This window comes from Pirellulales bacterium (assembly GCA_035939775.1).
Classification (GTDB): domain Bacteria; phylum Planctomycetota; class Planctomycetia; order Pirellulales; family DATAWG01; genus DASZFO01.
The window spans coordinates 1-15,893 of the sequence record DASZFO010000147.1 but is presented as its reverse complement, the minus strand read 5'-3'; the positions used below and the strand labels follow the sequence as shown (position 1 = coordinate 15,893).

General features: G+C 60.9%; 14 protein-coding genes. 11 read left to right on the top strand and 3 right to left on the bottom strand.

The window, feature by feature from the left end; all coding sequences use genetic code 11:
- The coding region (locus VGY55_09725) for an LptF/LptG family permease (GenBank protein HEV2970258.1) at positions 1–921 on the bottom strand (921 nt) is incomplete at its 3' end.
- A 188-nt stretch (positions 922–1,109) separates the two neighbouring features.
- Here VGY55_09725 and VGY55_09720 point away from each other — a divergent pair.
- From VGY55_09720 to VGY55_09680, 9 genes are all read left to right on the top strand, one after another.
- Positions 1,110–2,072 carry a hypothetical protein gene (locus VGY55_09720; GenBank protein HEV2970257.1) on the top strand — a complete coding sequence of 321 codons (963 nt, stop codon included), beginning with the start codon at positions 1,110–1,112 and terminating at the stop codon, positions 2,070–2,072.
- A 13-nt stretch (positions 2,073–2,085) separates the two neighbouring features.
- Entirely contained in the window at positions 2,086–2,868 is a 783-nt protein-coding gene (locus tag VGY55_09715) for an ABC transporter ATP-binding protein (protein HEV2970256.1), read from the top strand.
- A gap of 51 nt (positions 2,869–2,919) precedes the next feature.
- Complete coding sequence (locus VGY55_09710; GenBank protein HEV2970255.1) at positions 2,920–4,695, top strand: hypothetical protein; 1,776 nt, start codon at positions 2,920–2,922, stop codon at positions 4,693–4,695.
- A 170-nt stretch (positions 4,696–4,865) separates the two neighbouring features.
- Positions 4,866–5,159, top strand: coding sequence for a response regulator (locus VGY55_09705; GenBank protein HEV2970254.1), 294 nt, complete (start codon positions 4,866–4,868; stop codon positions 5,157–5,159).
- 177 nt (positions 5,160–5,336) lie between these two features.
- Complete coding sequence (locus VGY55_09700; protein HEV2970253.1) at positions 5,337–6,251, top strand: menaquinone biosynthesis protein; 915 nt, start codon at positions 5,337–5,339, stop codon at positions 6,249–6,251.
- Between the two features lie 6 nt (positions 6,252–6,257).
- The gene (gene mqnC, locus VGY55_09695; protein ID HEV2970252.1) at positions 6,258–7,358 is read left to right on the top strand and encodes a cyclic dehypoxanthinyl futalosine synthase; all 1,101 of its coding nucleotides are present in this window, start codon (positions 6,258–6,260) and stop codon (positions 7,356–7,358) included.
- Entirely contained in the window at positions 7,359–8,147 is a 789-nt protein-coding gene (locus VGY55_09690; GenBank protein HEV2970251.1) for an ATP-binding cassette domain-containing protein, read from the top strand.
- Positions 8,148–8,250: 103 nt separating this feature from the next.
- A complete protein-coding gene (locus tag VGY55_09685) occupies positions 8,251–10,587 on the top strand; it encodes an ABC transporter permease subunit/CPBP intramembrane protease (protein HEV2970250.1) in 2,337 nt (778 codons plus the stop codon).
- Positions 10,587–11,834 carry an amidohydrolase family protein gene (locus tag VGY55_09680; protein ID HEV2970249.1) on the top strand — a complete coding sequence of 416 codons (1,248 nt, stop codon included), beginning with the start codon at positions 10,587–10,589 and terminating at the stop codon, positions 11,832–11,834. The genes VGY55_09685 and VGY55_09680 overlap by 1 nt, the downstream gene beginning before the upstream one ends.
- Positions 11,835–11,866: 32 nt before the next feature.
- Here the strand turns inward: VGY55_09680 and hisG are convergent, their stop codons facing one another.
- Both hisG and VGY55_09670 read right to left on the bottom strand, forming a co-directional pair.
- A complete protein-coding gene (hisG, locus tag VGY55_09675) occupies positions 11,867–12,715 on the bottom strand; it encodes an ATP phosphoribosyltransferase (GenBank protein HEV2970248.1) in 849 nt (282 codons plus the stop codon).
- A gap of 93 nt (positions 12,716–12,808) precedes the next feature.
- Complete coding sequence (locus tag VGY55_09670; GenBank protein HEV2970247.1) at positions 12,809–13,147, bottom strand: phosphoribosyl-ATP diphosphatase; 339 nt, start codon at positions 13,145–13,147, stop codon at positions 12,809–12,811.
- Positions 13,148–13,352: 205 nt separating this feature from the next.
- Here VGY55_09670 and miaA point away from each other — a divergent pair, with 205 nt between their 5' ends.
- Entirely contained in the window at positions 13,353–14,312 is a 960-nt protein-coding gene (gene miaA, locus VGY55_09665; GenBank protein ID HEV2970246.1) for a tRNA (adenosine(37)-N6)-dimethylallyltransferase MiaA, read from the top strand.
- Positions 14,313–14,450: 138 nt separating this feature from the next.
- Positions 14,451–15,893, top strand: a 1,443-nt coding sequence (locus VGY55_09660; GenBank protein ID HEV2970245.1) for a hypothetical protein, incomplete at its 3' end; no start/stop codon positions are given.

The following is a 15,893-nucleotide window of genomic DNA, read 5'->3' as shown; positions in this document are numbered from 1 at the left end:
AAATAGGAGCGTCATATCGAGCAGCGGCTGCAAGAATCGGCCGTGGATCGCCACCGCCACGTCGGCGCCCAACGCCAGGCTCGGATTCCGCCGGGCGCGGATCATGTCCCACGTCGAAGAGAACTGGAGCCAGTTGTCGTTGCCCGCGAGCTGGTCGAACGTGATGTCGCTGACGACGAAGCACTCATCGGCGGGGAGCCAGCGATGATCGTGCGGCATGAGCACGACCGGCGGTCCTTGCCGCGGGAACGAAGGGAGTTTGCCCAACGTCTTCGGCTCCGTCATCCCCTTGAGCAGATAGCCGCCGGGCCGGTCGTCCGTCGCGGGCTGATAGAAGGCGTCGGCAGCCCGCAGCTCCTTGAACGGCGCGTCCCATGTCGCGGGAAGCAGGAAGCTCGGCTCGTGGATTTGCATCGTCTTGGCGATGGATTGCTTGCCGCGAATGAGCACGTCGGTGGTGTCGTCGCGGCGCGGGTAAACTTCCTTGGGTTTCTCGCCCCAGAGATCGTGAACGTCGCGGCTGAGTTGGTCGCGGCAGGCCGGGATCACGATCTCGCGATTCACCACCGCCGCGAGCGTTATCGCGCCGGCGGCGATCACGATCGGCTTGACGATCTTCCATTTGGGAATCCCCGCCGCCAACAGCGCGGTCAACTCGTTGAAACGCTGGAAATTGGCGAGCGTGAACATGGCGGCAATCAGCGTGACAATCGCACTAGTCGTATCGAAGAATGACAGGCTCCGATACAGGTAATACCGAGCGATCTCGATGAGCGCTCCGCCGTGCTTGTCGCCGCCCCGGACAAAGTCCTCGAGATTGCCGAAGGCTTCGATCACGATGTATAGCCCCATCAGGCTGCAAAAGCAGATGATGAAGACCTGCACGAACTGGCGGAGCAAGTAGCGGTGGATGATGAGCATGATGGCCGGGGAGGATATGTAAGTCGTTGCCGCAAGTCAAGATCGGTCGCATCGCTCCGGCAATCCAGTCGGATGATGAAGAGCGGATGAGGGACTCGCGGGGAATGATTTTGTGGTTTCGGTCGCGGCAGATAGAATACGAGGACACAGCGGGAGCCTCTGAGACAGAGTGACCTGGTGCCGCCGTTATGGAACATCGTTGGACTAATCTCGTCGTCACGTTGTTTTGGCTCTCAACCATGTCGTGGCTGATGGTCGAGAAGGTGCTGCCGCCGCTGCGGCGCGGCGACCCGCCCAGCTTCCGTTCGGTCTACGCAGGTCTGGACGCGTCCGTGGCGCCGATCGGCTGGAGCGTTACCTGGAACAGCAGCCCTGTTGGCTGGGCGACGAGCGTTCCGACCCATCCTACGGTCGGAATGACCGAAATTCGCAGCCACGTCCACTTTTCGCGGATTCCGGTCGACGAGATGGCGCCAATCTGGATGCGCGGCTTCGTCCACGACGCCATCGCGCCCCTCGGCAAACAGATCCACATGGACGCCTTCAGCCGCTTGGAGATCGACCCGCTTAATCGGCTCTCGGGATTTCGCTCGTCGATCCGGGTGGGGGACATCCCCGAGGAGATTGTGATCGAGGGGACGGTCGAAGGATCGCAATTGAAGTTGCGAGTTGACGCGGGCGGCGCGAACTATATGACGGAGCGCTACCTGCCCCGCGATGCGCTGATCGGCGACGAGCTTTCACCTCAAGCGCGAATGCCGGGCCTGCACTTGGGCCAGGTCTGGACGGTGCCGGTTTACAATCCATTGCGCCCGCCCGACAGCCCAATGGAGATCCTGCAAGCGAGCGTCGAGGGGCGCGAGACGTTGATGTGGAACGGGGCGGGCGTCAATACATTGCTGGTCGTGTATCGATCCGATTCGGGTTCGACCTATGGCGCTTCGCGGGCGCCGCGCGGCAAAATGTGGGTCGACGACTCCGGCGCGGTGCTGCGGCAGGAGATGGACCTGCTCGGTTCCAAATTGGCATTTGTCCGGCTTCCCCCCGAGCTGACCGCGCGCCGCTCGAGCGACGCCAATGGCGAGGCGTGGCAGCGGGCATTTCGCCGGCGCATCGAGGAAATGAGCCGAGACGCCGGGAGCGATTGGTAGGGGAAGGTATTTCATGATCGAATTCGCCCAAGTCTCGCGGGCCTACGGCGACAAGCTGGCCGTCGCCGAACTCGATCTCGTCGTTGCGGCAGGGGAATTATTTGCTCTCTTGGGACCCAACGGGGCGGGGAAAACGACCACGATCAAGATGATGGTCGGGCTACTCCATCCAAGCTCGGGGCACGTGCGCATTTGCGGGCACGACGTGGTCCGCGAAACGCGGCAAGCCAATCGGCTGTTGGGATACGTGCCCGACGAACCCTATCTGTACGATAAACTGTCGGGGCGCGAGTTTCTTGCCTTTGTCGGCGACATGCACGGCATGGAGCGGAAGGAGGCGGCCGCGCGCATCGATCGCGAAGTGCAAGACTTTCAACTAGCCCCCTTCCTCGACGACCGCACGGAAACGTATTCGCACGGAATGAAACAGCGGCTGGCGTTTGCCGCGGCACTCTTGCACGACCCGACGGTGTTGGTCGTCGATGAGCCGATGGTCGGACTCGATCCGCGGAGCATGAGGCTCGCAAAAGACCTGCTGCGGGCGAAAGCCAGTCGAGGAATGACGGTGTTCATGTCAACGCATTCGCTCGCGGTCGTCGAAGAGATCGCCGATCGAATAGGGATTCTCGAACAGGGCCGAATGAAGTTTCTGGGCACGCTCGCGGAGCTTCGCCGCCGGTTGTCTCACGACCATACGTCGCTCGAACAGTTATATTTGGAACTGACATCAGCAGAGCCGTCGGAGCGGTTTGCGAGTCAGGCGCCGCAGGAGCCGGCACGGTCACGCGGAGCGTAACGGAGACATATTCGTACCTCGCACTTCGAACTTCTCACTTTGCGCATCACCGTGTCAACCGATTCGCCCGCCATCTCGTACGTCGATTCCGGCAGCCTGCTCACGTTCGAGCGCGAATCGACGGTGTTCTGGTGGCTCCGCACGCGATTGGTGATTGCTTCCCTGCGGCGGATGTTGCGGATGTCGCGGCTGCGGATGGCATTGGTTCTGACCTTGAGCGTGCTGTTTTGGTGCGCGCTGTTTTTTCTGTTTTATAGCGGCTTCGATCTGCTGGCGGTGATTCACGAGCAGATCATCGAATCGCTCTACAACGCGTTCTTCGCCTCGTTGATGGTCATGCTGGTGTTTTCGTCGGCAATCATCATGTATAGCAGCTTGTATCGCTCGCCCGAGGCGGCGCTGCTGCTGACGATGCCCGCCCGCGCCGATCGAATTTTCGCCTATTTGTTTCACGAGGCCATTTGGTTCGGCAGTTGGGGATTCTTGCTGATTGGCAGTCCGATGCTGGTAGCATCCGGAATGGTGATGAAAGCGCCATGGTACTATTTCGCGCTGTTGCCCCCGTTCATGCTGGCCTTCGTCTTCATTCCCTCGACGCTTGGCGGCATCCTCTGCCTGCTGGTCGTCGATCGTTTGGGCCGAATTCGTAAACTCGCGGTCCGAGTTGGCGCGATCCTGATGACAATCGGCGTCTTGTGGCTCGGCTGGAGCGTTCTCAACGGCACAAAAAGCGATCTGATGACGCCGCGCTGGTTTCAAGAACTATCGGACCGGCTGCGATTCACCGAGAACCGATTGCTGCCGAGTTGGTGGCTGAGCACGGGGCTGTTGGAAGCCAGCCACCGCCCACAGATTGGAATTGCCGACGATCATCCTTGGGCGCAGAGCGTCATGTTCTTGGTTCTGCTGATTTCCAACGCGCTTTTCTTCCATCAAATCGCTGCGGGGTTGGCGCGGCGGGTGTATCGTTCAAGCTTCAGCCGGGTGCACGCCGAGAGGACCGCGCGCCGGCGAACGGCGATCGGTTGGCTCGACCGGCTGCTCCTTGGCCGGGGAGAAAAACCGCCGTCGGCTATGCGATTGTTGCTGCTGAAGGAGCTGCGCCTCTTTCGCCGCGATCCCGTGCAATGGTCGCAGTGTTTGATCTTTTTCGGGCTGTTAGCGCTCTATTTCATTAATATCCGCAAATTCCGCTACGCTCCCGGCTACTCCGCCATGATCGGGTTCTTGAATCTAGCAGTGGTCGGGCTGATTCTTTCGACCTTCACCACGAGGTTTATTTTTCCGATGGTGAGCCTCGAGGGACAGCGATTCTGGATTCTCGGAATGCTGCCAATCAAGCGCGACGTCATTCTGTGGACGAAATTCCTGTTTGCGGCGGCCGCGTCGCTCATTCCCTGTTGCGCTTTGATGGTGCTTAGCGACATGATGCTCGATATCCGGTTGGAGATTCTGTTGGTGCATCAACTTTCCTGCGCGATGCTCTGCCTGGGACTCTCGGCGATCGCGGTCGGGCTGGGAGCGCGCTTGCCCGACTTGCGCGAGCGCTCGCCGTCGAAGATCGCGGCGGGCTTCGGCGGCACGCTGACGCTCGTGCTGAGCGCGGCCTACATCGTCGTGATCGTCATGCTGACGGCAGTTCCGTACCACTTCCGCGTGATCCTAGAGCACACGCAGGCGGACAGCTTGCTTGGCCGCGTGCTGCCAGTGCTCGGCCATCCCTTGGCGACCGAGGCGGGCATCGCATTGACGGTTCTCCTTGGCGGTGTGGCCATTTTTTGGCCGCTGCAAATCGGCCTGCAGTCCTTCCGGCGATTGGACCCGTAGTTGCTTCGACGCATTTCCAGTCGCCGCCGATGGGCCGCTGGTCGTTTCGCGACCATCATCTGAGCGATGCTCAGCTCACGTACGAGTCCTTGAATCGGTCCCACATTCATCATCGATTGACCATGCTCTGAAATGGCGCCGAGGCGCTCGATTCCTTGCATCGACGGGGCGTGTTTGTTCGCGTGCCGCGGCCCGACTTGATTCTGCTCAATCTCGAGTCGCCAAAGATCGACGGACCCGACGTGTTGGCCGAGATCCGGATCGATAAAACCCTGAGCGCGATTCCCGTCGTCGTGTTGACGAGTTCGAAGAGCGAGGAAGATCGGCTGCGAAGCGAGTTCAAGCAAGTCGACGGCTACGTGAGGAAGCCAGTGAACGGCGACAAATTTCGCCGTTTGATTCGGGATCTGAGACGGTTCTGGCACAACGACTTGATCCTGCCCGGAATCGCGCTCGTGCCGTGAGCGAGGACGTTCCGGCAGTTAATCGTTCTTGATCCATCGCGGTTCTGCTCCTAGGGGATTGCCGACCGTGCCCTTTTCGGTCGCGGCGGCGCCTCTTATAATCCGCCTAGTGAATCTTTTCACAAAGCCTCGGTCCGAAACGAATAGTGATTGGCTGAGGCAGAATGGAGTGGTTCGATGGCCGCTGGGAAAATTCGGGTGGGCGCTGTCAACTATCTGAACACCAAGCCGCTCGTTCATCGGCTCGAGCGACTGGCGCCGCAGGCCGAAGTGATTTTCGATTTACCCAGCCGGCTGGCTGACGGATTGGCGCAGCGGCGTTTCGATGTGGCTTTGATTCCTTCGATCGAATTCTTCCAAGACCCCGGCTATCGGATCGTCTCTGATGCCTGCATCGCCTGCCGCGGGCCGGTGTTCAGCGTCAAGCTTTTCTGCCGCGTGCCGGCCGAGAAGATTCGGAGCCTCGCGCTCGATGAAGGCTCGCGCACGAGCGCGGCATTGGCTCGAATTCTCCTCAAGCAGCGATTTGGTTCGGAACCGGCTTTGGCGCCGTTGCCGATCGGAGCGACTCTCGACGATGCGAAGGCTGATGCCGTGCTCCTGATCGGCGACCGGGCAATCCATTCGCCTGTCGGGGCGTTTGCAGAGGTCTGGGACCTTGGCGACGAGTGGCGCCGTTGGGCCGGATTGCCGTTCGTGTTTGCCATATGGACAGCTTGGGCTGGCGTCGACCTGGATGGTCTGGACGTTGCGCTCGGCGAAGCCCGCGATCTAGGCGTCGTTGATCTTGAACAGATCGCGGCGGTCGAAGCCGCCCCGCTAGGGCTCACTGTGCCGCAATGCGTTTCGTACCTGCGCGACCATTTGCACTTTTACTTTGGCGCTCCTGAACGGCGAGGCCTACAATTGTTCTACGAGCGCGCCGTGGAAATGAAACTTGCCCCGCCCGGCCGTTCACTCGAAGTTGACGAGTGCCGCGCGGCCGCGCATGGCAATGCCGACGCTGGCCGCGTCGGCTACTTAGGCGGCGCTGCCAGGGTGGCCGAGCGTGCCGGGCATCAACTTTCCCAGTCCCCAGTCTCCAACCCCTAGACCCCGATGCTGCAAGCACTGCTCGACAAGGCAATCGACGGCGATCGGCTTACGCCCGACGATGGCTTGCGGCTGATCGAGTCGCATGACCTGGCGGCGCTCGGTCGCGCGGCGGACGCGGTCACGCGGCGGTTGCATCCCGAGTCGTATCGCACCTATAACATCGACCGGAACGTCAACTACACGAACATTTGCACTGCCGTCTGCGATTTCTGCGCGTTCTATCGCAAGCCGAAGGACGCCGAAGGCTATGTGCTTGACCGCGACGTGCTGCTCGCGAAGATTCAAGAGACCGTGGATCTCGGCGGCGATCAGATTCTGATGCAAGGTGGCCTGCACCCGGAATTCAAAATCGAGTGGTACGAGGAATTGTTGCAAGACATCAAGCTGCATTTCCCGCAAGTGAACATCCACGGCTTTAGCCCCCCCGAAATCCACCATTTCACGAAGGTCTCGAAGCTGCCGCTGCCAACGGTGCTCGCGCGGCTCCGCGACGCGGGGCTCGGCAGCCTCCCCGGCGGCGGCGGCGAGATTCTCGTCGATCGCGTGCGGCGAGCCATCACGCGCGGCAAAGTGCTGACGGACGATTGGCTCAACGTGCATCGCGTCTGGCACGAATTGGGAGGCCGCAGCACGGCCACCATGATGTTCGGCCATGTCGAAACGCTCGCCGAACGAATCGAACACTTGGAGCGATTGCGCCAATTGCAGGACGAAACCGGCGGGTTTACCGCTTATATCTGTTGGACGTTTCAGCCCGATCATACCGACATGGCCGAGATTCCTCCCGCGGGCGCGTTCGAGTATCTCAAGACGCAAGCGGTCAGCCGGCTCTATCTCGACAATTTCGCCAGTATTCAGTCGAGCTGGGTCACCCAGGGGTTGAAGACCGGGCAATTGGCCCTGCTCTTCGGGGCCAACGACATGGGGAGCCTGATGATCGAGGAGAACGTGGTGTCCGCCGCCGGCACCGCGCATCATCTAACCCTGGATGAAATCCGCGGCGCGATTTCCGAATTAGGGTATACTCCTCGCAGGCGAAACGTGTTTTACGAGTTAGTCGACGAAGCCCCCGCGGAGCCGGCGCTCGCGGCGAGCGCGAATTGAATGATCCACGTTCGGAACCTGACGAAGCACTACTCCGATCTCCGTCGGGGCCGCTTCGTCGCGCTTGGCGGAATCAGCTTCGACGCCGTGCCGGGGCAGATCTACGGGCTGCTCGGTCCCAACGGCGCCGGCAAGACGACCGCCCTGCGCATCCTGAGCACGGTGCTTCAGCCCACGGACGGCACGGCGACGGTTAATGGCTACGACGTCGTCACCCAGCCCTCGCTGGTTCGCCGACAAATCGGCTTCGTCTCGGCGAACACGGGCATTTACGACCGGATGACGGCCTGGGAGATGGTCGAGTATTTCGGCCGCCTCTATGGAATGGAAGCAGAGCTACTCACCGAGCGAATGAACGCCCTCTTTGATCGGCTCAAGATGAACGACATTCGCGATCTGCTCTGCTCGAAGATGTCGACGGGCATGAGACAAAAGGTGTCAATCGCTCGAGCCATCGTCCACGATCCGCCGGTCGTCATATTCGACGAGCCAACCAACGGGCTCGACGTGCTCGTCGCGCGGGCTCTGCTCGAAACGGTGATCGAGCTGCGCGACCATCTGAAGTGCATCGTCTTTTCGACCCACATCATGCGCGAGGCGGAGAAGCTTTGCGATCAGATCGCCATCGTCCATCGGGGCCAAATCCTTGCCGAAGGAACGCTCAAGCAGCTTCAAGACAAATTCGCCCAGCGCGACCTTGAGGAATTGTTCTTCAAGCTGATCTCGGAACGCGATGAAATCGGCGCTCGGGACTCGGGACACGCGAGTGTTCGCGTCGATGACACTTGAGACAACAGCGACCGAAGATGAATCCAGCTCGTTTCACTGCTCCCGGAGCGGCTGACGTTTCCTTACGAGCCCCGAGCCCCGAATCCCGATAGCATCGCCCCTGATGAACTGGAACACCGTCAAGCTAATCTGGCTGCGGGAAGTGCGCGATCAGTTGCGCGACCGGCGCACGCTGTTCATGATCGCGGTGCTGCCGGTCTTACTCTATCCGCTGTTGGGGATGAGCTTCTTGCAAGTGGCCCAATTCCTGCAAGAACATCCGACGAAAGTGCTGCTCGTCGGCGTTCAACCGATTCCCAACTTTCCGCCTCTTATTGAGGAGAAGCCCGCGACGGCCGAAGAGAAAGACCAACCTGCGAACGTGCCGCGCGTTGCTCAACCGGTCGCCAAGGGAAAGGGCGGCCAGGACCAAAATTCTCATCGGGAGCGCAAATACCGTTTCAACGGGCAATGGGCTGGCGACGGATTGAAGCGGGACCTGCTCGATCTGGACGTTCAGTCACCGGACGACCTGCATCTTTCGGATGATCCGGCGAAATCGGCGGGTGAAATCCGCCGGCGCATACACGACGCGGATTATGACGTCGTCGTGTACTTCCCCGCCGATTTTTCCAGCCGCTTGGAGCAGTTTCGCCAGGAACTCGTGCATCGAGCCGAGAGTTCCGTGAAGCGGGCTGCGCCGGCGCTCGACGTGCCGTCGCCCGAACTGTATTACAACTCGGCGAAGGAAAAATCACAAATTGCATTTGCGAGGGTCTCGCAGGTAATCGGCAAATGGCAGACGGCCGTCGGCGCGCAAACCTTGCGCGATAGCAACGTGCCGGAGACCGCGGCCAGGCCATTCAACGTCACCTCGACCGACGTGGCGGATTCGACACAGCGGCAGGCGGCCGTCTGGTCGAAGATCCTGCCGTTCGTGCTCTTGATCTGGGCGCTGACCGGGGCGTTTTATCCGGCGATCGACCTCTGCGCCGGCGAAAAGGAACGCGGCACCTTGGAAACGCTGCTCTGCAGCCCGGCCGAGCGCTCCGAAATCGTTACCGGCAAGCTGCTGGCCGTGATGCTCTTCAGCATGGCCACGTCGCTCTTGAATATGGCTAGCCTTGGAGTGACAGGACTTTTAGTGATGCGACAGGCGGTCGGCCTCGGGGCAGCGGGCATTCCTGCCGGGCTCCCGCCGCTGGGGACGCTGGTCTGGCTGATTCTGGCCCTAGTTCCCGTCTCGGCGCTCTTTAGTGCGCTTTGCCTGGCATTGGCCGTCTTCGCCCGCAGCAGCAAGGAGGGACAGTATTACCTGATGCCGCTCGTACTGATTACGATGCCGCTCTTGGTATTGCCGATGGCGCCTGGGGTCGAATTGACGTTGGGCAACAGCCTGATCCCGCTTTCCGGCCTGATTCTCCTGCTGCGAATGCTGCTGGAAGGTAACCTGCGCGAAGCGCTGCCGTTCGTTCCGCCGGTGGTGCTCGTGACGCTCGTCTGCTGCCGCGTGGCCATGCGCTGGGCCGCGGACCAATTCAACAAAGAGAACGTGCTGTTCCGCGAGAGCGAGCGCTGGGACATGCGCTTGTGGCTCAAGCACCTCTGGCGCGACCGCGGGGAAACGCCGACGCTTGGGGCGGCCGTTTTTTGCGGTGTGTTGATCCTCATCGTGCAGTTTTTTATCGGCCTGCTGTTGGCGTCCAATCAAAAGCTTGATTTTGCGGGTGCGGTAGGGCTGGCCCTCGTGAGCCAATTGGTCCCGATTGCAGCCCCGGTCGCGCTATTGACGTGGTTTTTGACGCGCAGCCCACGCAAGACGCTCTTGCTCCGGCGCCCGGCCCCAGCGGCCATCCTCGCGGCGCTGGCGATGGCGGTCGCAGTCCATCCCGTCGCGAGCGCTTTGCAAATGTTGCTGGAAGAGTTGTATCCCGCGGGTCGCACCGCGGAAGCGCTCGGCGAGATTTTGAAACTTTTTCAGCAGGCGCCGGCCTGGTGGATTCCCCTGCTCGTGATCGCGATCTTGCCGGCGTTTTGCGAAGAGTTCGCTTTCCGCGGTTTCATCCTTTCGGGCCTGCGCCATTCGGGGAGCAAATGGCGGGCAATCGTGATTAGCAGCCTGTTTTTTGGCATCTCGCATCAAGTGCTCCAGCAATCGCTGGTCGCCTTTGCCGTGGGCATGCTAATTGGCTACATCGCGGTGCAAAGCGGCAGCATTTGGCCGGGACTCGTATTCCACGCCACCTACAATTCGTTGGGTTGGCTCCAATTTGTCTGGAACAAGGAGATCGACCGCATTTTGCAAGAGCAGCCGGCCCTTGCCTGGTCGCTCTTGTTTGTCGGGGCAGTCATCGTCCTTTGGCTGGCCAATTGGTTTGGAAAACTCGACTATCAGCCGACCAAAGAGGAGCAACTTCAAGAATCCATTGAAAAAGAGGCGGCCGGGGCGCTGCACATGTGATGGACGATACGCCGCTGATCCGCCTCAGGGCACGTTACGTCTTCACCGCCGCTGGTCCGCCGCTCCGCGACGCCGTCGTTACGATCGCTGGGTCGCGAATCGAGTCGGTCGGAAAGCGGGGCGCCGACAAAGCCGCGATCGATCTTGGCAATGCGGCGATCTTGCCCGGTCTGGTCAATGCCCACACCCATCTTGAATTCAGCGACCTTAAATCGCCACTCGGATCGCGCGGAATGCCGTTCACCGATTGGATTCGCGCGGTCGTGGCGTATCGCGGAAGTCGCGACGACGCAACGCGTCAGGCCGCCACGAAGCAGGGCCTTGCCGAGTCGAGCCGTTTCGGCACGACGACCCTGGGCGAAATCGCGACCGCCGCTTGGCCGCACGACGCGTTTACGCCCGGTGCTTCGACCTTGCTCGATGCGACCGTGTTCATCGAAACGATCGGCTTGCGGCACGACCGCTTGGAACCAAGTCTAGAATTGGCCAAGCAACATCTATTGCTGGCGGCCAACCGCGGTGTACGAGTCGGTCTCAGCCCGCACGCGCCGTATAGCGTACGATCGGAACTGGTGCGATTTCTTGTCGGACTGTCGGCGATCGCGGGCGCGCCGGCGGCAATGCATCTTGCGGAATCGCGGGAAGAGCTGGAATTCCTGCGAACGGGAACGGGGCCGTTCCGCGATTTGCTCATCATGCTCGACGCGTGGGAACCAAAGGCCATCGCCGCGGGCAGCTCCCCGCTCGATTATCTTCGGCTCCTCAAGGCCGCGCATTGCGCGCTGGTGATTCATGGCAACTATTTGACCGACGAGGAAATCGAATTCATCGGCGCGAATTCGCGGCGAATGTCTGTGGTCTATTGCCCGAGGACACATGCCTATTTCAAACACGCTCCTTACCCGCTCGGCAAGATGCTCAAAGCGGGTCTAACCGTCGCTCTGGGCACGGACAGCCGGGCCTCGAGTCCCGACTTGAATCTGCTGGACGAAATGCGCTTTGTGGCCAATCATCACGCGATCTCGCCGGAGCAAGTCGTCCAGATGGGGACCATTAGCGGCGCGAGAGCGCTCTGCCGCGACGATGAACTGGGCAGCGTTGAATGCGGCAAACTCGCCGATCTGGCCGTCGTTCGGCTGCCGGACGCAGTGATCCACGATCCCTATGAACTGCTATTCGATCGGCGATCGTTCGTCGAGACCACAATCCATCAGGGAAGAGTCGTCGCGGGGAAAACGTTGCGATAGTCCAAAGAAGCGATTTTCCTCTTGTTCTCTCCTTAGAGCCGGCAGTTGGTGATCTGCGTTTCAAGGATCGCCGAGGCGCCGAGCGATTCGAGCTTTTCCATGATCGAGATGACCTCGCCGCGGCGAACCATGACCCGCACGGCGCACCAATGCGGGTCTTCCAGCGCGCTAACCGTCGGAGAATTGAACCCCGGCGTGATTTGCTCGGCCTCGCGCAGCTTGCCGCGCGGCACATTGTATTCCAAGAGCGAATAGCTGCGGGCAATCACCACTCCTTCGAGCCGCCGCACCACGCGGTCGGCCAGCTCCGGCTGCCGCGCTTCGCGGTTTTGCACGAGGATCGTTTCGTATTGGCCAATCTGGTCGAGGATCCGTAACTGATTAGCGGCCAGCGTGCTACCGGTTTCGACCAGATCGACGATCGCCTCGGCCACTCCCAGTGCGATCATGATCTCGACGCTCCCCATCAGCGTGACCAAATGGGCCTCAGCCCCATGCTGTCGCAGATAATCGGCGGTGACGTTGGGAAAGCTCGTGGCGATCCGCGCGCCGTTGAGCTGGCCGGGATGCGTGATCGAACTGGATTCCGGCACGCAGACCGCCAGGCGGCAATTGCCGACGCCGAGTTCCAGCCGCGCGATCAACTCGACCCGGCTCTCAGCGACCAGATCGGCGCCGGTCACGCCCAGATCAATTGCCCCTTCGGCGCAGAGCACGGGAATATCGTCCGCCCGCAGGAACGTGATATCGACTGGCAATTCCTTGCACCGAGCAAACAGACTTCGCTCCGTGCGGCGAAAGTGCAAGCCGGCCTCTTTCAAGAGTGCCTCGGCGACTTCCGCCAATCGCCCTTTGCTGGGAACGCCGATGCGAAGGTTCATTGCGGGGGCTGGGGACTGGAGACTGGGGGCGGGTAATGTGGCAGGCACACTCCGTGTGCCGTCCGCCGTTCGTCATGCCACACAGAGTGTCTACTACGTTCTTCCACGGGCAGCTTTTTCGTCGAGCCCGGAAATGCCGAAGCGGCGGGCGAGTTCCGCCTCGACCTCCGTGAGCTTGATTTCTCTGTACCCGAGCATGACGAATAGATGATACACCAAATCGGCCGCCTCGTGGATCAAGTGGGCGCGGCCCGCGTCTCCCGGCTCGTCGGCGGCGGCAACCACCTCAGCCGCTTCTTCGCAAATTTTCTCGCCGATCTTGGCAACTCCGCCGGCGAACAGCGAAGTCGTATAGGATTTGGGCGGAGGATTCGCCTTGCGATCCTCGATGATCGCCATCAGCCGCGACAGGATGTTCTCGGAATCCGCCACAGGGACCGGAGGCCGGAGGCCAGGGGCCAGAGCCAGCGGGCATCTTCGATACCCATAGAAGTCCGCTCTTGCCACGATTACTATGACTCTGAGCAATCTAATTGGTTCACGGCAGACTGGCAACCGTCGCGAAATCGCTCGTCGATGAAAACGCGGCGATGGCCGGCTTTCGTACTTCGTCCTTTGTACTTCGTACTTCGTTTCCATGCTGCCTTCGACTGGCCTCCGGCCTCTCGCCTCCGGCCCCTGCGTCGTTCTCGCCGGCCCGACGGGCGGCGGCAAGTCGGCGGTCGGGATCGAGCTGGCCCAACGGATTGACGGCGAGATCATTTCGCTCGACTCGATGGCCGTGTACCGCGGGATGAACATCGGCACCGCCAAACCGAGTGAGGCGGATCGCCGACTTGTCCCGCATCATCTGATCGACATCGTCGATCCGTGGGAAGACTTCAGCGTTGCCCAGTATCTCGATGCCGCGGGAGATGCGGTTCGCGAGATTCGCGCGCGTAATCGCCTGCCGGTGTTCGTTGGTGGCACGCCGCTCTATCTCAAGGCGTTGCTACGCGGCTTGTTCTCGGGACCGGCTGCCGACTGGGATTTGCGCCGTCAGCTTGCCGAAGTCGCGCGGCAGAGCGACGCGGCCGAGTTGCATCGCCGTCTAGCCGCGGTCGATCCGGCGGCCGCCGCAAAACTCCATCCCAACGACGTGCGGCGATTGATCCGCGCGCTCGAGGTGTTTCATCACACGGGCCGACTCATCAGTGAGCAGCAGCGGCAATTCAACGAGCCGCCAATCGGTGAGCCCGCGAAAGTGTTCGTATTGGACTGGCCGCGCGAGAAGTTGCACCAGCGGATCGAGAAGCGCGTCGACGCGATGTTCGCCGCCGGGCTGGTCGATGAGGTTCGCGCACTGATTTCAATCGGCCACGGCCGTTCCTTGAGCCGCACGGCTGGCCAAGCCGTCGGCTATCGAGAAATACTCGCCCATCTGGCCGGCGACACCAACCTCGCGACAACCGTCGATCTCGTCAAGCTGCATACCCGCCAATTCGCCAAGCGGCAGCTCACCTGGTTCCGCAGCCTCCACGAATGCCGTTGGATTCCAATGGCGGAACCCCTCCTGCCCGGCCAAGTCGCGGCCAAGATCGCGTCGTCCGCGGTCTGAGCGATTATCCTAGTCAGCTTGCTTGGCATGTCGGGCCTAGTTACACTCCTCCTAGCAGGGGCGGTTTTCGACATTTCCCAAACGGCGCGGTCCCGCTGACCCGGCATCAACTTGATTTACACCGACGGAGTGAATCTCATGCCGCGATTCGCAAAACTCATGGCCCTTCTCGCGGCCGTCGTCGCGATCACGTGCGGCATCGCGACGGCCGCCGACGTGACATCGACCTATTCCGGCGCATCGGCGAATTGGACCACGGCTGCCTGGGTGAACGTGCCGGCGGGTGGCGGCTTTCCCAACAATGGTGGCGGAACCACCTACGATGCCGTTTTCAACGACGGCTTCAGCGGCGACGGCCCGCTGACCCTCGACCAGAATATCACGATTCAAAAGTTCACGCTCAACGTCGGCACGCTCACCGGCACATTCAATCTGACCACCAATGACATGCTGCACGATACCGGCGGCAGGATGTCCGGCACGGGCATCACCAACGCCAACGCCGGCATACAGATCGACGGCTACTTAAACGTCTTCGACACCCGAACGATCAACGTCGCCGGCTCGTCTTCGTTTACTGGCGATGCAGGCGCTAAGAGTGGTAACCTGTATTGGAATAACGCGGCAACGCTCAACAACTCGGGCACCTTCGATGCCGGTTGGTCGCTCAATTTCAACAACAACATCGGAGCGAACTTGGGATCGAGCGATTCGTTCGGCACCTTCAACAACTCGGGCACGTTCACCCGTTCGGTTGGCACCGGCACGACCACCGTCAATATTCCGTTCAACAACTCGCACATCGTTACTGTGCAAGCCGGCACGCTTTTACTGAACGGCGGCGGCATGGAAACCGGTTCGTTTCAAGCTGCTTCGGGCGCGACGCTGAATTTCGGCGGCTCTGGCACCACGCTGGCCGCCGGCTCCAGCCTTAGCGGTCCGGGAACCACGATCATCTCCGGCACGGTGAGCGTCACAGGCCCGGCGGTTACCTACAGCGGCGGCGGCACCCTGCAAGTAACCGGCATACTCAACGGCGCCGGCACGCTCACCGCGACCGCGCCGGTCGAATTGTTTGCCGGAACGATGGCCGGCGGCGGCATCACGAATACCAATGGCGGTCTGTCGATCGACGGGTATCCAGACTCCCTCGACACGCGGACGCTCAATAACGGCGGCTCGGCCTCCTTCACAGGCGTCGCGATCGATCAGTTCGGTTACTTCTACCTATACAACGGGGCAATACTCAACAATTCGGGCACCTTCGATTCCGGCTGGTCTCTCAATTTCAACAACAATATCGTGCCCAACGGAACGACGGGCACGTTCAACAACACGGGCACGTTCACCCGCTCGGTCGGAACGGGGACAACCACCGTCTCGGTCCCCTTCAACAATTCGCACATCGTTACTGTGCAAGCCGGCACGCTTTTACTGAACGGCGGCGGCACGGAAACCGGCTCGTTTCAAGCGGCCTCGGGCGCGACGCTCAACTTCGGCGGCTCTGGCACCACGCTGGCCGCCGGCTCCAGCCTTAGCGGTCCGGGAACCACGATCATCTCCGGCACGGTGAGCGTCACA